Annotated in this window: 17 protein-coding genes and 1 pseudogene; 13 read left to right on the forward strand and 5 right to left on the reverse strand. The window is 59.3% G+C overall.

Going from position 1 to position 20,502, the window contains the following annotated elements; translation table 11 throughout:
* Positions 1-52: 52 nt before the first annotated feature.
* Positions 53-2,788 carry a preprotein translocase subunit SecA gene (gene secA, locus PMI22_RS14995; protein ID WP_033049234.1) on the reverse strand — a complete coding sequence of 912 codons (2,736 nt, stop codon included), beginning with the start codon at positions 2,786-2,788 and terminating at the stop codon, positions 53-55.
* A 307-nt stretch (positions 2,789-3,095) separates the two neighbouring features.
* On the opposite strand from secA, the gene PMI22_RS14990 reads away from it, so the two are divergent.
* The gene (locus PMI22_RS14990; protein ID WP_007945864.1) at positions 3,096-3,551 is read left to right on the forward strand and encodes a DUF721 domain-containing protein; all 456 of its coding nucleotides are present in this window, start codon (positions 3,096-3,098) and stop codon (positions 3,549-3,551) included.
* 58 nt (positions 3,552-3,609) lie between these two features.
* Here the strand turns inward: PMI22_RS14990 and PMI22_RS14985 are convergent, their stop codons facing one another.
* Positions 3,610-5,097, reverse strand: coding sequence for a helicase HerA-like domain-containing protein (locus tag PMI22_RS14985; RefSeq protein WP_033049238.1), 1,488 nt, complete (start codon positions 5,095-5,097; stop codon positions 3,610-3,612).
* A 185-nt stretch (positions 5,098-5,282) separates the two neighbouring features.
* Between PMI22_RS14985 and PMI22_RS32485 the strand changes: the two are divergent.
* From PMI22_RS32485 to PMI22_RS14965, 5 genes and pseudogenes are all read left to right on the forward strand, one after another.
* Positions 5,283-6,314 (forward strand): annotated as a pseudogene (locus PMI22_RS32485) (HAMP domain-containing protein); the annotation flags it as partial.
* Between the two features lie 93 nt (positions 6,315-6,407).
* Entirely contained in the window at positions 6,408-7,172 is a 765-nt protein-coding gene (locus tag PMI22_RS32490; protein ID WP_443200810.1) for a methyl-accepting chemotaxis protein, read from the forward strand.
* Between the two features lie 189 nt (positions 7,173-7,361).
* On the forward strand, positions 7,362-8,483 hold the full coding sequence (locus PMI22_RS14975) for a glycosyltransferase family 4 protein (protein ID WP_081502787.1): 1,122 nt from the start codon (positions 7,362-7,364) through the stop codon (positions 8,481-8,483).
* A complete protein-coding gene (locus tag PMI22_RS14970; RefSeq protein WP_007945868.1) occupies positions 8,476-9,252 on the forward strand; it encodes a DUF2334 domain-containing protein in 777 nt (258 codons plus the stop codon). Before PMI22_RS14975 ends, PMI22_RS14970 begins: the two co-directional genes overlap by 8 nt.
* Positions 9,249-10,244, forward strand: a complete 996-nt coding sequence (locus PMI22_RS14965; protein WP_007945869.1) for a lysylphosphatidylglycerol synthase transmembrane domain-containing protein — start codon at positions 9,249-9,251, stop codon at positions 10,242-10,244. The genes PMI22_RS14970 and PMI22_RS14965 overlap by 4 nt, the downstream gene beginning before the upstream one ends.
* Here PMI22_RS14965 and PMI22_RS31610 read toward each other — a convergent pair.
* Both PMI22_RS31610 and purU read right to left on the reverse strand, forming a co-directional pair.
* Positions 10,231-10,407 carry a hypothetical protein gene (locus PMI22_RS31610; RefSeq protein ID WP_007945870.1) on the reverse strand — a complete coding sequence of 59 codons (177 nt, stop codon included), beginning with the start codon at positions 10,405-10,407 and terminating at the stop codon, positions 10,231-10,233. The two genes, PMI22_RS14965 and PMI22_RS31610, sit on opposite strands and share 14 nt — an antisense overlap.
* A gap of 81 nt (positions 10,408-10,488) precedes the next feature.
* A complete protein-coding gene (gene purU / locus PMI22_RS14960) occupies positions 10,489-11,337 on the reverse strand; it encodes a formyltetrahydrofolate deformylase (protein WP_007945871.1) in 849 nt (282 codons plus the stop codon).
* 336 nt (positions 11,338-11,673) lie between these two features.
* Here purU and mvaT point away from each other — a divergent pair, with 336 nt between their 5' ends.
* Positions 11,674-12,051, forward strand: coding sequence for a histone-like nucleoid-structuring protein MvaT (gene mvaT / locus PMI22_RS14955; RefSeq protein WP_007945872.1), 378 nt, complete (start codon positions 11,674-11,676; stop codon positions 12,049-12,051).
* A 99-nt stretch (positions 12,052-12,150) separates the two neighbouring features.
* On the opposite strand, the gene sbcB is transcribed toward mvaT, so the two are convergent.
* Positions 12,151-13,581 carry an exodeoxyribonuclease I gene (gene sbcB, locus PMI22_RS14950; RefSeq protein WP_007945874.1) on the reverse strand — a complete coding sequence of 477 codons (1,431 nt, stop codon included), beginning with the start codon at positions 13,579-13,581 and terminating at the stop codon, positions 12,151-12,153.
* Positions 13,582-13,761: 180 nt separating this feature from the next.
* On the opposite strand from sbcB, the gene PMI22_RS14945 reads away from it, so the two are divergent.
* The 6 genes from PMI22_RS14945 to PMI22_RS14920 are packed head-to-tail and all read left to right on the forward strand — an operon-like array spanning position 13,762 to position 20,478.
* Positions 13,762-14,487 (forward strand): RDD family protein, encoded by a 726-nt coding sequence (locus PMI22_RS14945; RefSeq protein ID WP_007945875.1) that lies wholly within the window; start codon positions 13,762-13,764, stop codon positions 14,485-14,487.
* The gene (locus PMI22_RS14940) at positions 14,484-15,461 is read left to right on the forward strand and encodes a stage II sporulation protein M (protein WP_007945877.1); all 978 of its coding nucleotides are present in this window, start codon (positions 14,484-14,486) and stop codon (positions 15,459-15,461) included. Before PMI22_RS14945 ends, PMI22_RS14940 begins: the two co-directional genes overlap by 4 nt.
* The gene (locus PMI22_RS14935; RefSeq protein WP_007945878.1) at positions 15,448-16,992 is read left to right on the forward strand and encodes a DUF4129 domain-containing protein; all 1,545 of its coding nucleotides are present in this window, start codon (positions 15,448-15,450) and stop codon (positions 16,990-16,992) included. The genes PMI22_RS14940 and PMI22_RS14935 overlap by 14 nt, the downstream gene beginning before the upstream one ends.
* On the forward strand, positions 16,989-18,152 hold the full coding sequence (locus PMI22_RS14930; protein WP_007945879.1) for a DUF4350 domain-containing protein: 1,164 nt from the start codon (positions 16,989-16,991) through the stop codon (positions 18,150-18,152). Before PMI22_RS14935 ends, PMI22_RS14930 begins: the two co-directional genes overlap by 4 nt.
* On the forward strand, positions 18,149-19,150 hold the full coding sequence (locus PMI22_RS14925; RefSeq protein WP_007945880.1) for an AAA family ATPase: 1,002 nt from the start codon (positions 18,149-18,151) through the stop codon (positions 19,148-19,150). The genes PMI22_RS14930 and PMI22_RS14925 overlap by 4 nt, the downstream gene beginning before the upstream one ends.
* A complete protein-coding gene (locus PMI22_RS14920; RefSeq protein WP_007945881.1) occupies positions 19,147-20,478 on the forward strand; it encodes a DUF58 domain-containing protein in 1,332 nt (443 codons plus the stop codon). The genes PMI22_RS14925 and PMI22_RS14920 overlap by 4 nt, the downstream gene beginning before the upstream one ends.
* The last annotated feature ends 24 nt before the right edge of the window (positions 20,479-20,502 follow it).

Below are 20,502 nucleotides of genomic sequence, written 5' to 3' on the forward strand. Positions count from 1 at the left end.
GCGACGGCTGATGCCGGTCGCGGCGCGGGTATTTCAGCGATTGAAACGGGTTTTACTGGATCTGCCCGTGGCAATGCTTGAACTTCTTGCCCGAACCGCAATAGCACAGCTCGTTACGGCCCAGCTTCTGCTCGTTGCGAACCGGTGCGACGGCGAGGGCGACATCGATTTCCTCACCCAGCTCTTCCACGTGTTCAAGGCCCGGTGCTTCTTCGTGGTGGAACTGCATGCGTGCAGCCAGCGCTTCGGCTTCCTGACGCAGGCGTTGTTCTTCCTCGATCGGGTCTTCGCGGCGAACCTGAACGTGGGACAGCACACGGATCGAATCGCGCTTGATCGAATCCAGCAGCTCGGAGAACAGCGTGAACGACTCGCGCTTGTATTCCTGCTTCGGGTTCTTCTGTGCATAGCCACGCAAGTGAATGCCGTGACGCAGGTGGTCCATGGTCGACAGGTGGTCTTTCCACAGGTCGTCCAGGACGCGCAGTACGATTTGCTTCTCGAAGCTGCGCAGCGCTTCGGCGCCCGCCTGATCTTCTTTCTCGTTGTACGCCGCAATCAGCTCTTGCATCAGCTTCTCGCGCAGGGTCTCTTCGTACAGGTGATCGTCTTCGTCGAGCCATTGCTGGATCGGCAGCGCCACACCGAAGTCGCTCTGCAATGCAGCTTCCAGACCGGCCACGTCCCACTGTTCAGGCAGCGACTGTGGAGGAATGTGTGCGCTGATGGTGGCGTTGAGCACGTCCTGACGGAAATCGGCGATGGTTTCACCGATGTTGTCAGCGGCCAGCAACGTGTTACGCATGTGATAAATCACTTTACGCTGTTCGTTGTTGACGTCGTCGAACTCCAGCAGTTGCTTGCGAATGTCGAAGTTACGGCCTTCAACCTTGCGCTGAGCCTTTTCAATGGCGTTGGTCACCATGCGGTGCTCGATCGCCTCGCCTGGCTGCATGCCCAGGGCCTTCATGAAGTTCTTCACCCGATCAGAGGCGAAGATGCGCATCAGGCTGTCTTCCAGCGACAGGTAGAAGCGGCTGGAACCGGCGTCGCCCTGACGGCCGGCACGACCACGCAGCTGGTTGTCGATACGGCGCGATTCGTGACGCTCGGACGCAATCACCTGCAAACCGCCCGATTCGAGCACTTGCTGGTGACGCTTCTGCCAGTCGGCCTTGATCTGGGCAATCTGCTCAGGCGTTGGATCTTCCAAGGAAGCCACTTCCACTTCCCAGTTACCGCCCAGCAAGATGTCGGTACCACGACCGGCCATGTTGGTGGCGATGGTCAGTGCGCCCGGGCGACCGGCCTGGGCAATGATCTCGGCTTCTTTTTCGTGGAACTTGGCGTTCAGAACCTTGTGTTCGATGCCTTCTTTCACGAGCAGGCCGGACATGTGTTCGGAGGTTTCGATGGTCGCCGTACCCACCAGCACCGGACGGCCCGCCGCCATGCTTTCCTTGATATCGGCCACGATGGCCGCGTACTTCTCTTCGGCCGTCAGGAACACCAGGTCGTTGTAGTCTTTACGTGCCAACGGCTTGTTCGGCGGAATGACCATGACCTGCAGGCCATAGATCTGATGGAACTCGAACGCCTCGGTGTCGGCCGTACCGGTCATGCCGGACAGCTTGTTGTACAAGCGGAAGTAGTTCTGGAACGTGGTCGATGCCAGAGTCTGGCTCTCGGCCTGAATGTTCAGGTTTTCCTTGGCTTCGATGGCCTGGTGCAGGCCTTCGGACAGACGACGGCCCGGCATGGTACGCCCAGTGTGTTCGTCGACCAGGACCACCTGACCGTCCTGCACGATGTACTCGACGTTGCGGTGGAACAGTTTGTGCGCACGCAGACCGGCATATACGTGAGTCAGCAGGCTCAGGTTGTGTGCCGAATACAGGCTTTCGCCTTCAGCCAGCAGACCGATGCTGGTGAGCGTTTCTTCGACGTACTGGTGACCGGCTTCGTTGAGTTCGACCTGACGGGTCTTCTCGTCGACGGTGTAGTGGCCGGCCTTGGTGACTTCGCCTTCAACTTCTTCGACGTGCAACTCAAGCGTCGGGATCAGTTTGTTGATCTCGATGTACAGCTTGGAGCTGTCCTCGGCCTGACCGGAGATGATCAGCGGCGTACGGGCTTCGTCAATGAGGATGGAGTCGACTTCGTCGATGACGGCAAAATTGAGTTCGCGCTGGAATTTTTCTTCCATGCTGAACGCCATGTTGTCGCGCAGGTAATCGAAACCGAATTCGTTGTTGGTGCCGTAGGTAATGTCGGCGGCGTAAGCCAGACGTTTCTCTTCCGGCGGCTGGAAAGGCGTAACCACGCCGACCGTCATGCCGAGGAACTCGTAGAGCGGACGCATCCAGTTGGCGTCACGGCGGGCCAGGTAGTCGTTCACCGTCACCACGTGCACGCCCTTGCCGGACAGTGCGTTGAGGTAAACGCCCAGTGTTGCCACCAGGGTCTTGCCTTCACCAGTACGCATTTCCGCGATCATGCCTTCATGCAAGGTCATGCCGCCGATCAGCTGGACATCGAAGTGGCGCATGCCCATGACGCGCTTGCCGGCTTCGCGGGCGACCGCAAAGGCTTCTGGCAGCAGCTTGTCGAGGGATTCCCCTTTGGCGATGCGGGCCTTGAACTCATCAGTCTTGGCACGCAATTGATCGTCCGAAAGGGCCACCATTTGCTCTTCGAAGGCATTGACGAGTTGCACCGTCTTGAGCATGCGTTTGACTTCACGCTCGTTCTTGCTTCCAAAAAGTTTCTTTAACAAAGGCGCAAACATATCGGCAGGATCTTCCACACTAAAGGGATGGAGGGCGGCCCCGTGAGTCGCCCGTGCAGCCCTCATGGCCGCATGCGAACGAGCATTCTACCCGGAAACGATGGTGAGGAAAGTGGCGTTGTTCCACGATGCATGCACTGCGCTATAACGGGGCTCACTTAAAATAAGGGCTTTTTGCAGAACTTCAAGCCATTCACGGCAGAAGTTACTCGTTGATTTAATGGGTAAAGCGCGCGCAAAGCAATGGCTCAGGTACAGGTGGTGCTTTCTGCTACCATGGCGGCTCTGTTACTTCAGGTGTCTGATCATGGCATTTCGCCCCCTTACGGCCAGAGCCCCCGCCGTTCTGCTTCGCGAAGCCAAGCCGCTGAAAGCCATTTTTGGCCACGCTCAACGCCTGGGTCATTTACAACGTCTGCTCGAAAGCCAATTGCAACCGGCCGCTCGCGAACATTGCCATGTGGCGTCGTGGCGTGAAGGCAGTCTGTTGCTGATCGTCACCGACGGACATTGGGCTACCCGACTGCGTTATCAGCAAAAGCGTCTGCAACGCCAGTTACAGATGTTTGACGAGTTCGCCAGTTTGACCCGGATTTTGTTCAAGGTTCAGCCACCGACCGTCCAGCAAGGGGCTGCGGGGCATACCATCAGTTTGTCGACGGATGCGGGCGCGACCATTCAGGCGACGGCGGACGGGATCAGCGATCCGAATCTGCGGGCGGCGCTGGAACGCCTCGCGGCGCACGCAAAACCCAAGGTCTGACACAGCCCTCTGTGGGAGCGAACTTGCTGGCTCCCACAGGTACTACGGTGTCCAATGGCTAGCGGCGTTTTTTGCCACCTAGCAGCGAACCCATCAACCCACGCACCAATTGTCGGCCCAATTGATTGGCCGCCTGTCGCATGGCCGATTTTATTGCCTGTCCGGCCGCTGTACCGAGAAACTCCCCGGCCTGGTCGGTGAAGCTTGGCTCCTCGGGCACAGGTTTGGCCGGTGCCGCCTCGGGGTCGGGTGCCAGCCCCTTGCGCCCTATCAACACTTCATAAGCTGACTCTCGATCAATCGGCCTGTCATAACGCCCCTGCAACGGCGAACCGGCGATCAGTGCCGCACGTTCGGCCTCGCTCAACGGCCCGATCCGCGATTGCGGCGGCGCGATCAATACGCGCTGGACCATCTCCGGCGTGCCTTTATCGGCCAGCGTACCGACCAGCGCCTCGCCAATCCCCAATTCGGTCAATACCGACAAGGCATCGAACGCCGGGTTCGGCCGGAAACCCTCGGCCACAGCGCGCAAGGATTTCTGTTCCTTGGCCGTGAACGCGCGCAAACCGTGCTGGACGCGTAATCCCAACTGAGCCAGCACGTCGTCCGGCAAGTCACCCGGCGATTGGGTGACGAAATACACGCCCACGCCTTTGGAGCGAATCAGTCGCACCACTTGCTCCAATCGATCCTGCAACGCCTTGGGCGTGCCGGCGAACAACAAGTGTGCCTCGTCGAAAAACAAGGCCAGCAGCGGTTTATCCGCATCACCGCGCTCCGGCAATTGCTCGAACAGTTCAGCGAGCAACCAGAGCAGGAAGGTCGCGTACACCTTCGGCGCTTCGTGAACCAGACGACTGGCATCGAGCAGGTGAATGCGCCCGCGACCGTCAGCGCCCGGCTGCAGGATGTCTTCGAGTTGCAGCGCCGGCTCGCCGAACAGCGCTTCGGCGCCTTGTTGCTCCAGCGTCGCCAGACGCCGCAACAACGCCTGACTTGAGCCGGTGGTCATCAACGCGGCGTCATCACCGAGCAATTGCGGGTTGTCACGCAAGTGATTGAGCAGCGCCTTCAAATCCTTGAGATCGAGCAGCAATAGCCCTTCGCGATCCGCCACCTTGAACGCCGCGTACAGCGCCGACTGCTGGCTATCGGTCAGCTCCAGCAGACTGCCCAGCAACAACGGGCCCATTTCACTCAAGGTGGTGCGCAATGGATGACCGGACTGCCCATGAATGTCCCACAGGGTGACTGGATACGCCTGAGGCTTGTGATTCAGCCAAGGCATCCTGGCGATGCGCTCGGCGATCTTGCCTTGCGGGTTGCCGGCGGCACCGAGCCCACACAGATCGCCCTTGATGTCGGCGGCAAACACCGCCACGCCAGCGTCGCTGAAGGCTTCGGCCATGCGCTGCAACGTGACGGTTTTACCCGTCCCGGTAGCGCCTGCGACCAGACCGTGACGATTGGCCAGGCGCATGGCCTGGGCGATGGACTGGCCGGCAAGGTCGGCGCCGAGAACGAGTTGCAATGAGTCAGGCATTTTGTCACCCATGGTTAATCTTTGATCCGGCTCGGCCGATACAAAAACCGAGACTGCACAGAAATCAGCGTCGGTAATTCCCTAAGGAGAGAACGGAAATATCAGCTTGGTTTCAACAGTGCCCACTTTGCGTGCCTTTATAAAAGCACGCGTTGGACATTAAGACCTTAGCGGAACCCCAAGCCATGAACAAAAACCTGCGCTTCAGCCATAAGATTTTGCTTGCCGCCGCCCTCGTTGTTATTGCCGCCTTCGCCTCGTTCACGCTGTACAACGACTATTTACAGCGCAACGCCATCCGCGAAAACCTGAACAACTACCTCAGTGAGATGGGTGACGTCACCGCCAATAACATCCAGACCTGGTTGAGCGGCCGAATCCTGCTGATCGACAACCTCGCCCAAAACATCGCCATCAATCCTGAACCGTCCACCGTCTCCAGCCTGCTTGAGCAGAAAGCCCTGACGTCGACGTTCATGGCGTCCTACTTGGGCGATGCCACCGGCAGCTTCACGATTCGCCCGGACGCCCAGATGCCCGCCGGCTTCGACCCACGGGTTCGCCCTTGGTACAAAGGCGCGCAAAGCAGCAACACCGCGACCCTGACCGAACCGTACATCGACGCGGCCACCGGCCAGACCATCATTTCCATCGCCACCGCCTCGCGCAAAGCCGGAGAAAGCGTCGGAGTTGTGGGCGGCGACTTGAGCCTGCAAACCCTGATCGACACCCTCAGCGCCCGGGATTTCGACGGCATGGGGTATGCTTTCCTGGTCAGCGCCGACGGCAAGATCCTGGTCCACCCGGACAAAACCCTGGTGATGAAATCCCTGAGCGAGGCGTTCCCGAAAAACACCCCGCGCATCGGCAGCGCCTACAGTGAAGTGGAGATCGACGGAAAAACCCGCATCGTCACCTTCACCGCGATCAAAGGCCTGCCGTCGGTCAACTGGTACATCGGTTTGTCGGTGGACAAGGACAAAGCCTTTTCGATGCTCAGCGATTTCCGCGCTTCGGCGGTGGTCGCGACGATTACTGCCGTGGCGATCATCATCGCGCTGTTGAGCATGTTGATCCGCATCCTGATCCAGCCGCTGCACGTGATGACCCGCGCCATGGCCGACATCGCCGACGGTGAAGGCGATCTGACCAAGCGACTGACCATCCTGAGTAACGATGAGTTCGGTATCCTCGGTACCGCGTTCAACCGTTTTGTGGAACGTATTCACACCTCGATTCGCGAAGTCTCCTCGGCCACCGGGCAAGTCAACGAAGTGGCGTTGCGTGTCGTGGCCGCCTCGAACTCCTCGATGTTCAATTCCGACCAGCAGGCTACACGCACCAGCAGCGTTGCCGCAGCGATCAATCAACTGGGGGCCGCCGCCCAGGAAATCGCCCGTAACGCCGCGCAAGCGTCGAGCCAGGCCAGCGATGCCCGCAGCCTGGCCGAAGACGGCCAGCAGGTGGTGGATCGCAGCATTGCCGCCATGAATCAGCTGTCGAGCATGCTCAGCGCATCGAGCACCAACATCGAATCGCTGAACAGCAAAACCGTGAACATCGGCCAGATTCTCGAAGTGATCACCAGCATTTCCCAACAAACCAACCTGCTGGCACTCAACGCGGCCATCGAAGCAGCCCGCGCCGGTGAAGCCGGTCGTGGTTTCGCCGTGGTGGCCGATGAAGTGCGCAACCTGGCGCACCGCACTCAGGAATCGGCACAACAAGTGCAGACCATGATCGAGGAGCTGCAAGTCGGCGCCCGTGAATCCGTCAGCACCATGAGCGATAGCCAGCGCCACAGTCAGGACAGCGTGGAAATCGCCAACCTGGCGGGTGAGCGGTTGAACAGCGTGACGTTGCGCATCGGTGAAATCGACGGGATGAACCAGTCGGTGGCCACGGCAACTGAAGAGCAGACCGCGGTGGTGGAGTCGATCAACGTCGACATTACCGAAATCAACACGCTGAACCAGGAAGGCGTTGAAAACCTTCATTCGACCTTGCGCGCATGCTCTGATCTTGAGCAGCAGGCTTCGCGTCTGAAGCAATTGGTAGGCAGTTTCCGAATCTAACGTCTGATAAGGCCTCATCGCGGGCAAGCCAGCTCCCACAAGGTAATCACTACCCACTGTGGGAGCTGGCTTGCCCGCGATAGCGGTCTATCAAACACCACAAAACCCCGCTGACACCCCGCCGCAAAACCCCAACCGAACAACTATTCTTCATAAAGGTCAACCGAGGGAGAACACAGACCCGGAGGACTGTTCATCGTGCATATCGCGGACATCACCATGTTCTACGCCCCTGCCAGCGGTGGCGTGCGCACGTACCTGGATGCCAAGCACCGCCGCCTTGGCACCAAGCCAGGCATCCGCCATAGCCTGTTGATTCCGGGCGCTCACCTGAGTGAAACGGATGGCGTCTACACGGTTCCAGCCCCTGCCCTGCCCTTTGGCAAGGGTTATCGCTTCCCCCTCCGTCTCGCCCCCTGGCGAAACGTCCTGCAGGATTTACAGCCCGATCTGATCGAAGTGGGCGACCCATATCTCACCGCGTGGGCAGCACTGGATGCGCGACGCCAACTGGACGTTCCGGTCATCGGCTTTTATCACTCGGACTTGCCGCTGCTGGCCAGCAATCGGATGGGCAATTGGGTCACACCGAACGTCGAAGCCTACGTCCGCAAGCTCTATGGCAACTTCGACCGGGTGCTGGCGCCGAGCCGGGTCATGGCCGACAAATTAAGCGGGCTGGGGGTGAAGAACGTGTTTGTCCAACCCTTGGGCGTCGACTTGCAAACCTTCCATCCCGATGCTCGGGACCCTGGCCTGCGAGCCGAATTGGGCATTGATGAAAATACTCATCTGTTGATTTTCGCCGGCCGCGGTTCCAAAGAAAAAAACCTGCCGGTGCTGCTCGATTGCATGGTGCGTCTGGGGCGGCGCTATCATCTGCTGTTGGTGGGCTCGTCGATGCCGGCCGCCGTGCCGGACAACGTCACGGTGGTCGATGGGTTCTGCCCGCCCCTGCAAGTGGCGCGATTGATGGCCAGTGCCGATGCGTTGCTGCACGCCGGCGACCAGGAAACGTTCGGGCTGGTGATACTCGAAGCCATGGCCAGCGGCATCCCAGTGGTGGCGGTGGCGGCCGGCGCCTTTCCGGAAATTGTTACCGCACCCTGCGGCTTGTTGTGCGCGCCGAACAATCCGGTGGCGATGGCCAATGCTGTTCGTGAATTATTCAGCCAGGACAGCGTGGCGCTGGGCAAAACGGCGCGCAGTCATGTCGAGCGGCGATATAACTGGGACACGGTGGTCAACAGTCTGCTGGGGCACTATCACGCCGTACTCGGCAGCCAATGGCCGCTGAGCGCCAATGGTTAATCTGATGAACCCGCCCTGCGTGCTACTGGTATTACACGACGTTGCGCCGCCAACCTGGGCCGACTATCAACCCTTCGTTGAAGCGGTCGACGCCTTGGGTGACGTACCGATGACCTGGCTGGTCGTCCCGGATTTTCACAAACACAACAGCCTTGACGCTCACCCGGAGTTTCGACGGGTGCTCAACCAGCGCATCGCCAAAGGGGACGAACTGGCATTGCACGGCTACTTTCATTGCGATGAGGAACCGCCGCCCGGCAACCCGCGAGACTGGTTCATGCGTCGTATCTACACCCACGAAGGGGAGTTTTATAGTCTGCCGCAACACGCTGCGCTCGCCCGGCTGCACGCCGGAATCGAGGTCTTTGAGCGTTACCACTGGCCCCTGCAAGGTTTCGTCGCCCCGGCCTGGTTGATGAGCGAAGGCACGCGCCAGGCGTTGCGCCAATTGCCACTGCGCTACACCAGCGACTCGCAGCATTTATATCGACTGCCGGGTTTCACTCCGATTGATGCACCCGGGCTGGTCTGGAGCGCCCACAGTGCCTGGCGCCGGGGCGTGTCGAAACTGCTCAGCGATCGACGCGAACAGCATTGGCACCAGGCGCCGGTCATTCGCCTGGGTCTGCACCCGGTGGACATGCGCCATGCGTTTTCGCGCAACTACTGGCTGCAAACCCTCAAGCGCTTGCTCGATGAAGGGCGCGTGCCGATGACCAAGTCCCAATGGCTGGCTTTGCAACGCGCCCCAGTCGGCCGCGCAGCATGAGCCGGGGGATTGTGCTGTTCGTCGCCCTGTTGGCTGCGGTGCTGATCCCGCTGTTGCTCGGAGGTAACCAGACGTGGTCGCGACTGCAAAGCTTTCCATTGAGCTGGCTGCTGATCATGTTCGGCATGATTGTGTTGTGCTGGCTGGTGAACAGCCTGCGCTTGCACCTGTTGCTGGGCGATCAGCGTGACAAGGTCAGCCCGGTCAAAAGCCTCGGCGTGGTGATGGCCACCGAGTTCGCCTATTGCGCCACCCCCGGCGGCAGTGGCGGACCGCTGGCACTCATGGCGTTGCTGGCGCGCAATGGCGTGCAACCGGCCAGGAGCAGCGCAGTATTCGCCATGGATCAACTGAGTGACCTGCTGTTTTTTCTTTGTGCACTGAGCGGTATTTTGATTTATGCCTTGTTTCAGCACCTCAGCGAACGTATGGAGTGGCTGCTGACGGTCAGCGTCATTTCGCTGTTCGGCGGGTTGATCTGCTGCGTGATGGTCGCCCGCTATCATCGGCAGCTGATTCGCCTGAGCGGCCGATTACTGGTTCGCTTGGATGTAAAAAGCACGACGCGCCTGCGTTGGGCACGCAAACTTCTGCACTTCCTCGCCGCGTTCACTGACACATTGAAGTTGCCTTTTCAGACATTAACCACAGTGTTTGCATTGACCTGCCTGCATTGGTTCCTGCGCTACAGTGTGTTGTATCTGGCATTACGCGGGCTTGGGTCGGATCTGCAATGGGCCTGGTGCTTTTTGATCCAGATGCTTTCGCTCAGCGCAGGGCAATTCAGCCTGTTACCGGGCGGTGCCGGGGCGGCGGAATTGACGTCGGCGGCCTTGCTGGCGCCCATGGTGGGGAAGTCGACTGCGGCGGCGGCCATTCTGATCTGGCGGGCAGTGACTTATTACTTCTACCTGATAGCGGGTGGCCCGGTGTTTCTGCTGATGCTGGGGCGGCCGCTGCTGAGGAAGTTGATGAAGCTCAAGCAGGCTTGATCGTGTCTTCGGATTCTTGCTGTAACTGCTCCCATAACTCGGCAGCACCGGGAAACTCCGTGCCGTCTTCGGGACTCATGTCATCCGGGTCATAGCGACTCAAACAACCCTCGCCCAATGTGGCGGGGGCATTGGACGTGGCTTTATCGAGTGGATCGGCCATGGTCATATCCTCAATGCAGAAACGGCGAAGGGCTTGAGTGACCTGATCGTTCCCACGCGTGGGAACGATCATTTGCGCAGTTTAGAACACGACCGTCTTGTTGCCGTGAACCAACACCCGGTCTTCCAGGTGATAACGCAGACCGCGCGCCAACACCATCTTCTCGACATCACGGCCGAAACGCACCATGTCTTCGATGCTGTCACTGTGGCTGACACGCACCACGTCCTGCTCGATGATCGGGCCGGCGTCCAGTTCTTCGGTCACGTAGTGACACGTTGCACCGATCAGCTTCACACCGCGCATGGAGGCCTGGTGATAGGGCTTGGCACCGACGAACGACGGCAGGAAGCTGTGGTGAATGTTGATGACCTTGTGGGCATATTCGCTGCACAACGCCGGCGGCAGGATTTGCATGTAGCGGGCAAGTACGACCACTTCGGCATCGTGCTGCTTGACCAGACGCGAGACTTCGGCAAACGCCGGCTCTTTGTCCTGCGGATTGACCGGCACATGGTAATAAGGAATGCCGTGCCACTCGACCATGCTGCGCAAGTCGTCATGGTTGGAAATCACGCAGGAAATTTCGCAATCCAGTTCATCGCTGTGCCAGCGGTGCAGCAAATCGGCCAGGCAGTGAGATTCACGGCTGGCCATTAACACCACACGTTTCTTCTGCGCGGTATCGGTGATGCGCCAGTCCATCGAGAACTCTTTGGCAATCGGCGCGAAGGCTTCGCGAAAAGCCTCGATACCGAAAGGCAGCGAGTCGGCACGAATTTCGTGACGCATGAAGAACCAGCCACTGAGATTATCCGAGTGATGGCTCGCTTCGGTGATCCAGCCGTTATGTGACGCCAGAAAGTTACTGACTTTAGCAACGATGCCGACGCGGTCCGGGCAAGCAATCACCAGCCGAAAAGTGCGCATGAGGGGGAAACTCCAGAACTTCGCAAAGGCCGCCATTCTAGCGATTGCGCAGCAAAACTGCAGTATTGATGACGCCTTGTCCGGCACTCCGGGCTGAGGATCCCATTCTGAAGCACCCATGCCCTGCGCGTTGGTGATCTTTTAGTCAATATCAAGAGTCCATTTGTGAATATCTGTGTTATCTGCCCACACTATTTAATGATCTCTTCAATTTTCGCCCTGTTCATCATAAGTAATTTAATTAAAACGCCGGTTAAATGTTTACTTGATGAAACACCCTGACTATTATTGCCACACTGTTCCCTGCCATCCAGCCTCCAACATAAGGTAGTCCTCATGTCCTTGATCAACGAATACCGTGCCACCGAAGAAGCTATCAAAGAGCTGCAAGCCCGTTTGAAGAACCTGTCCCAAGACGACAAACTGCAAACCGAGCTGGAATTCGAAGGCAAACTGCGCACCCTGATGGGCGAATACTCCAAGTCCCTGCGTGACATCATCGCGCTGCTGGATCCAGAGTCCAAATCCAAGGCTCCACGCGGCGGCGCAGTAAAAACTACTGGCACCAAGCGTGCTCGCAAAGTTAAACAATACAAAAACCCGCACAACGGCGAAGTCATCGAAACCAAAGGTGGCAACCACAAAACTCTGAAAGAGTGGAAAGCCAAGTGGGGCGGCGACGTGGTTGAAGGCTGGGCTACTCTGCTGGGCTAAGCCGTAGAGCTTGTCGCAGATGAATCCGTGACAAAAAAGAACGCCAGCGAATGCTGGCGTTTTTTTATGCCCGTGATTCGGACATGTCTGTTTTCGTTTTCAAAGATTCATACGTTTTCGTAATACCTCGACATAACATTGCCAATCACTCAGCACTGCGCGCTGCAACGGTGTAGCAGTTTCGTTCAATTGGGCCGCGGCCTCTGTAAAACTTTTCAGGGTATGAGGCGCCCCCCACTCGGGTGCTGACAAACGTTTCTGACAGAATAATCGCCAGCGCTCTTGCTCCTCGGAATTCAACGTATCGGGGAAGTTGCGTGCGCGATATCGAAACAATAATTCAGGTAAACGTTCGTCATCGAAAGGCCATTGCTCTTGTGCTAACTGCGCAGGGTCCGCGGCTCTGACTTGCTCGCAAAGACGCCGATCCCGGTCACCGATAAAACCATCGTATAACTGTTGTTCGGGATCCTGGCTTGGCGTGAAATCTTCGCTGGTATAAATCGCCTGCACTTTATCTCGCCAAACTTGTTGTGCGTCGATTAGCCGCAGCGCTCGTTCCTGATAAAGCGCCATGTCCAGCCCCAGGCGTTGCTGATCGTCGGGGCGAAGAACAGACAACGGTGCGACCACCGGGCACTTGTTGATGTGGATGAGTTTAAGCGGCACGGGCAATTCGCCTTCGGCCAGGTCATCACGACGGATGTACAGCCGCTGTCGCAAGGTCTCGGCATCCAGATCCAGCAAACCCTGGGGATCCAGGTGCAGGTCACAGACAATCAATGCGTTCTTGTTACGCGGGTGCCAGGCCAGTGGCAGCACCACACCGACATAACTGCGGGCAGCCGAAAAGCGCCCGGAGATATGCACCATCGGTTGCAACAGGCGAATCTGGTCCATCACCTTTTGCTTGCTGCGCAACTTGAATAGCCAGTCATACAACTTCGGCTGTTTTTCACGAATCAGACGCGCCAGCGCGATGGTGGCGCGCACGTCCGACAACGCTTCGTGGGCATTTCCATGATCAATGCCGTTGGCGGCGGTCAGGCGTTCGAGTTTGAGCGTCACCCGGCCCTCGTCGTCCGTGGGCCAGACGAGCCCATCCGGACGCAAGGCATATGCCGCACGCACCACATCAATCAGGTCCCAGCGACTGTTGCCGCCCTGCCACTCGCGAGCATACGGATCGAAAAAGTTTCGATACAGGCTGTAACGGGTCATCTCGTCGTCGAAACGTAGCGTGTTGTAACCCGCACCGCACGTGCCAGGCGCCGCCAACTGGGCATGCACCCGGGTCATGAAATCGGCTTCGCTCAAGCCCTGCCCGGCCAGTTGACCTGGCGTTATTCCAGTGATGGCGCAGGCCGCTGGATGCGGCAGGATGTCATCACTGGGCTGGCAGTAAAGATTGACCGGTTCGTCTATTTCATTGAGATCGAAGTCGGTGCGAATCCCCGCGACTTGCAGCGGTCGGTCGCAACGGGGGTTGATGCCAGTGGTTTCATAGTCGTACCAGAAGATCGAGGTCACGGGCTGTTCCTGAACTGAAGATCGACGAAGTCTAGGCGTTCATATCCCGCCCCGGCCAGTAACTTGTCATTCAATCACCTGTGGCCACTCACCGTGCAATACATAGTTATGTCGTTTTCCCCCGAGAGGCTGCTAGCATCGAACAGACTTCCAATCCCGAACAGGCCACACAGGTTGCCCATGCTCGAGACCACAGCACTGCCAGGGAAAGCAACGCTGTACCCGCCACTGGACACGCGGTATCAAGTCGAAACGCCCGAAGGCATCGACTTGCCACTGCGTCCCGCCGGGTTGATGGTGCGTGCGCTGGCCTTTGCCATCGACCTCGGGTTGCGCGGGCTGATCCTCGGTTTGCTGTTTATCGTGCTGTCGCTGCTCGGGAAGGTTGGCGCGGGGCTGGGCTCGCTCCTGCTGTTCGCAGTGAGTTGGTGGTACATGGTGCTGTTCGAAGTGCTCAATCAGGGCCGCTCACCGGGCAAACAGTGGATGGGTTTGCGCGTGGTACAGGACGACGGCACACCGGTCGGCTGGTCCGCTTCGCTGCTGCGCAACCTGCTCAGATTTGTCGACATGCTGCCCTTCGGTTACTTCCTCGGTGCCATCAGCTGCCTGCAAGATCCCACCTTCAAGCGTCTCGGCGACCTCGCTGCCGGCACGCTGGTGATCTACCGCGAACAACCGCGCACCCGACCGCAACTGCCCGAAGCCACGCCTGTGCGCCCGGTTTTTGCCCTGACGCTGTCCGAACAGCGCGCCATCCTCGGTTTTGCCGAACGCCAGGGTGAACTCTCGGAGGCTCGCACCCTTGAGCTCGCCTCGATTCTCGCGCAACCGTTGCAGGTCGACCCGCCGCGCGCCGTGGCAGAACTCAACGGCATCGCCCGTGGCTTGTTGGGGCCGGCATGAAGCAGAGTCTGTTCGAACAGCGCCACAAGGCCGAGTGGGAACAGTTTTCCCTGATGCTGGGTCAGCTGGAGCACGGCAAGGGCGCGTCCCGGATCGGCGGTTTCCCCAAGGACTATCGTCGCCTTTGCCAACATTTGGCATTGGCGCAGGAACGGGGTTACAGCAGTTTTCTGATCGACTCCTTGCAGCAGCTTGTGCTGCGCGGGCATCAACAGCTGTATCGGCATCGCAGTCGACTGGGCGCCAACGTGGCGGGTTTCATCCTGGCCGGATTTCCGCGACTGGTGCGCGAACAATGGCGCTTTGTGCTCGCCGCCAGCCTGATGTTTTTTGGCAGCCTGAGCGGTTTCGCGCTGCTGGTGTACCTGTTCCCGGACCTGGTCTACAACCTGATTCCGGCCGAACAGGTCAGCGAATTGCAGAGTATGTACGACCCGGTCGCCGGCCATTTGGGACGCACAACGGAACGCGCCGCCAGTGAAGACTGGGTGATGTTCGGTTACTACATCATGCACAACATCGGCATCGCCTTTCAGACCTTTGCCAGCGGGTTGATGCTGGGTCTGGGCAGCGCGTTTTTCCTGCTGTTCAACGGCTTGATGATCGGTGCAGTGGCCGGGCACTTGACGCATGTCGGCTTTGGGCAATCGTTCTGGTCGTTCGTGATCGGGCACGGCGCTTTTGAACTGACGGCCATCGCCCTGGCCGGAGCCGCCGGCCTGCAGCTGGGTTGGGCGCTGATTGCACCGGGACGCCTGACGCGCACCGAAGCATTGCGACTGGCGGCGGGCAAGAGTGTGCTGCTGATCTGCGGCGTCATGTTGCTCCTGTTGATTGCGGCGTTTATCGAAGCTTACTGGTCCTCGATGACCGCCCCAAAGCCGATGACCAAATACCTGGTCGGCGCCGCGCTGTGGGCGTTGGTCGCGACGTATCTGCTGTTTGCCGGACGGGCTCGCCATGCGCCTGAGTGATGCCACGGTCGTGATCCGCCCGCGCACCACCTGGGAAGCCATGGACCTGGGCGTGCTGCTGAGCCAGCGCCATCGACGCCTGTTGATGACCAGTTGGGCCATCGTGACCTTGCCGGTCTTCGCCTTGCTCAGTGCGATGTTCTGGGATTCGCCGTCCCTCGCCGTATTCATCTTCTGGTGGCTCAAACCGGCGTTCGAGCGCCTGCCGTTGTTCATCCTGTCCAAAAGCCTGTTCGGCGAAACACCGACGTTGAAACAGGCGCTGCGCGAATGGCCACGTCTGCTCAAGCCGCAACTGCTGGCCAGCCTGACCTGGCGTCGCCTGAGCCTGAGCCGCAGCTTTGTAATGCCGGTGGTGCAACTTGAAGGTCTGAGTGGCGAGGCGCGACAACAGCGGTTGCAGGTCTTGCAGCAGCGCAATGCCAGCGCGGCGAAATGGCTGACCGTTATCGGCGTGCATCTGGAAAGCGCACTGTGGATTGGTTTGATGGTGTTGTTCTACCTGTTCCTGCCACAGCAGGTTGAACTCGACTGGAGCTGGCAGACCTTGATTACCGCCGCCGTGCAGGACTGGCGCTGGCTGGAACACCTGACCAATGCTTTTTACGTGCTGGTGCTGATTGTCTGGGAGCCGGTCTATGTCGCCTGTGGCTTCAGCCTTTACCTGAACCGGCGCACGGTGCTGGAGGCCTGGGATATTGAACTGGTGTTTCGCCGATTACGCCAACGTCTCACTACAACCGCCCTCAGCTTGTTGCTCGCGGCAATCCTGTGGGTGCCTGGTGCGCAACACGTCTGGGCCGCCGAAACGGCCATCACTCCGAACAGTCCTCGACTGCTCCATCAACCGCTGACCAGCCAGGCTTCAAAAGACAGCATCAAAGCCCTCCTCGACCATCCACCGTTCAAGAACAAGGAAACGGTCACCCGCTATCAGTTTGGCGAAGACAAACCCGAGGGCCAAACCCCGGATGACGGCAAAACACCGCAATGGCTGAAGGCGTTTTTAGCGCTGCTCGACAGCCAGCGTTTCAGCTTCCTCGCCACCCTGATCGAAGTATTGCTGTGGGGCGCGATTATCGGCGGTATCGGCTTATTGATCTGGCATTACCGTGACTGGTTGCAGGCGTTTGTCAGTTATCGACCCGCGTTGCAAAAAAAAGTCGCCCGACCATTACCGCAACAGGCTTTTGGCCTGGACCTCGACCGTGAAACCCTGCCCGCCGACATTGCCGCCAGTGCGGAAAGTCTCTGGCAAACCAACCCGCGAGCGGCCCTCGGTTTGCTCTATCGCGCCCTGCTCAGCCACTTGCTGCACGATCACCACATGGCGTTGAAACCCGCCGACACCGAAGGCGAAGTACTGCGGCGCGTCGAACAACTGCAGCAACCGGCCTTGCTGGCGTTTAGCAAGACGCTGACCGCTCACTGGCAGAACATGGCCTACGGTCATCGCCTGCCACCCGCGCATCTGCAACAGGAACTGTGTGAGGGCTGGCGAGCTTTGTTCGGCCCGGGAGCGGCCCATTGAGCCGGCGATTGTGGCAGGTGATTGGTGTATTCATCGCCCTGCTGGTGGGTGCGCTGAGTATTTATCTATACCTGAAAGCCACGCCCTATCCGGCAGAAATCGATCACGGCCCATCGCCTGAAGCGCAGGCCAACCCCTACCTCGCCGCTGAACATTTTTTGCGCAAGCAGGGCCTGACCGTCAGCCACGCCAATGGTCTTGACGTGCTGCCCACCCTTGATCCCCATCAGCACAGCCTGTTGTTGCTCGGAAATCGCTACAACATGACCCCGCGTCAGATTGATCAGGTCTTGAACTGGACCCGGGCCGGCGGGCGTATTTTATTTGTGGCCCAATCCCTTTGGGATGAAAAGACCGGGCAGAGCAACGACCTGCTGCTCGACCGGGTGCAGTTGCACCAGTCGCTGAGCAAAGACCTCAAGGAGCCGCCACCGGACATCCTCGACGACCGCTATCCCAAACTGACCAAGCTGTATCTGGAAGATGAAGAAGCTCCGGCCTACGCGAATTTCGACACGACGTTCCATCTCGATGACCCGAAAAACCTCGCCCAAGCCTGGGCTAACAGCGGCAAGGCCACACACATGATGCAGCTCAACCACGGGCTTGGTTCGATCATTGTGGTCACCGACGCCGACCTGTGGAAAACCCCGGCCATCGACCAGTACGACAATGCCTGGCTGCTCTGGTATCTGACGGCGGACACAAGCGTGACGTTGCTGTTCAACATCGAACACGACAGCCTGCTGACCTTGCTGTGGCGATATTTCCCGCAGGCGCTGGTGGCCCTGATAGCGCTGATCGGACTTGGCTTCTGGCATGCGGGGGTGCGCCAGGGTCCATTGCAGGAGCCCGCTGCGAAAGGCCGCCGTCAGTTACAGGAACACCTGCGCGCCAGCGCTGATTTCATGTTGCGCCGCAACGGCCAGCAACACCTGTTGCAAGCCTTGCAACAAGACATCCTGCGCCGCGTGCGGCGTCGTCATCCCGGTTTTGAGCAACTCGGCGTTGCCGAGCAATGGCTGGTGCTCGCACGCCTGACCGGCCAATCCACACATGCTATCAGCCAGGCCATGAGCCCGCGACCGAAGCAGCGGCTGTCCAGCGCTCACTTCAGCCGTCAGGTCGCCCACCTGCAAACCTTGAGGAACACGCTATGAGTGAACAGATCGAGCCAGGCTCGCCGACTCACGCCGCCCAGCAACGCCAGCGCGCCAGCCAATTGGCCCAGGCCGTGCGCGGGGAATTGCAGAAAGCGGTGATCGGCCAGAACACGGTGATCGACGACGTCCTCACCGCGCTGATCGCAGGCGGTCATGTGCTGCTCGAAGGCGTACCGGGGTTGGGCAAGACATTGCTGGTGCGCGCCCTCGCCCGCTGCTTCGGCGGCGAATTCGCGCGCATCCAGTTCACGCCAGACCTGATGCCCAGCGATGTGACCGGGCACGCGGTCTACGACCTGAACACCGAGCAGTTCAAGCTGCGCAAAGGTCCTCTATTCACCAACCTGCTACTGGCCGACGAGATCAACCGCGCCCCGGCGAAAACCCAGGCCGCGCTGCTCGAAGCCATGCAGGAACGCCAGGTCACCCTCGAAGGCCGTGCCTTGCCCATCGTGCAACCCTTCATGGTGCTCGCCACGCAAAACCCGATCGAACAGGAAGGTACCTACCCCCTGCCCGAAGCCGAGCTCGACCGGTTCATGCTCAAGGTGCGCATGGATTACCCCGATGCCGAGCAGGAGCTGAACATGGTCCGCCAGGTCAGCCGTTCGACCCGCGCCGACATGCTCGATGTGCAACCGATGCGCACGGTGTTGCAGGCCAAGGACGTGCTGGCTCTGCAGCGTATTGCCAGTGATTTGCCGATGGACGATCAGGTGCTCGATTACGCCGTGCGCCTGGCCCGCAGCACCCGCACCTGGCCGGGGTTGACCCTCGGCGCCGGGCCTCGGGCATCCATTGCGTTGGTACGCTGCGCTCGAGCACGGGCGTTGTTGCGCGGTGGCGAATTCGTCATTCCGGATGACATCAAAGGCTGCGCTTTGGCGGTGCTGCGCCATCGTGTACGCATTGCACCGGAGCTGGATATCGAAGGGCTGGACGTCGATCAGGTGCTCAAGCAACTGCTCGATCAAGTGCCGGCACCGCGCCTGTGAAACCCTCGCGCCTGTTGCTGATCTGGCTCGCGATCCTGCTGGCCATCGGCATCGTGCTGGGCACCTTGCGTGCATTGGATATCGACGTTTCATCGACCCTGTTGTCGATCAACTGGGGATTGCTGCTGGCGTTGGTGGCATTGGCGATTCTCGACGCCATCCGCCTCAAGCGCCTGCCCTCGCCTCGTGTGCGACGGCAGATGCCCGGCAGTCTGGCGCTCGGCCGTTGGAGCGACGTGCGGCTGGAGGTCGAGCATGACTTTACGCAACCACTCAACGCCGACATTTTCGATCATGTACCGGATGGCCTGAGCTTCGAAAACCTGCCGATCCGGGTAGAACTGCAACCCGGCCAACAGAGTGAAATTGGCTATCGGCTGCGTCCACTCAAGCGCGGTCACTTCAGCTTCGATCACTGCGAAATCAGCCTGCCGAGCCCCTTGGGTTTATGGTCCGACAAACGCCTGCTGAACGTGGTCGACAGCACCCGTGTCTACCCTGATTTCGCTCGCCTCTACGGCGGCGAACTGCTGGCGGTGGATAACTGGCTCAGCCAATTGGGCGTGCGCCAGCAGCAACGTCGCGGGTTGGGTCTGGAGTTTCATCAACTGCGCGAGTTTCGTGAAGGCGACAGCCTGCGCCAGATCGACTGGAAAGCCACGGCACGCCAGCGCACGCCGATTGCCCGTGAGTATCAAGACGAGCGTGACCAGCAAATCATCTTCATGCTCGACTGCGGTCGGCGCATGCGCAGTCAGGACGGCGAACTCGCGCATTTCGATCACGCCCTCAACGCGTGCCTGTTGCTCAGCTATGTCGCCCTGCGCCAGGGTGATGCGGTGGGCTTGAGTACGTTCGCCAGTGACCGCGCGCATTACCTGGCCCCGGTCAAAGGCACTGGCCAATTGAACGTTTTGCTCAACAGCGTGTACGACCTCGACAGTACCCAACGCCCCGCCGATTACCAGGCCGCGGCCACTCAGTTGTTGGCCCGACAAAAACGTCGGGCACTGGTGGTGCTGGTGACCAACCTGCGCGATGAAGACGATGAAGAACTGCTGACTGCCATCAAACGCCTGAGCAAGCAACATCGGGTGTTGGTGGCGAGTCTGCGCGAAGACTTGCTCGATAACCTTCGGCACTTGCCGGTGCAAACCTTGCCGGAGGCGTTGGCCTATTGCGGGGCGGTGGATTATTTGAATGCCCGGGCGGAGCTCCATGAGCGGTTGAGTGCTCATGGAGTGCCAGTGGTGGATGCTCGGCCCTCAGAATTGGGGGCCGAGTTGGTGACGCGGTATCTAAGCTGGAAAAGGGCCGGCGTAATTTAACGATCTCTCTCTTCGCAGTCGGCC

The sequence above is a fragment of the Pseudomonas sp. GM21 genome (assembly GCF_000282215.1).
GTDB lineage: Bacteria > Pseudomonadota > Gammaproteobacteria > Pseudomonadales > Pseudomonadaceae > Aquipseudomonas.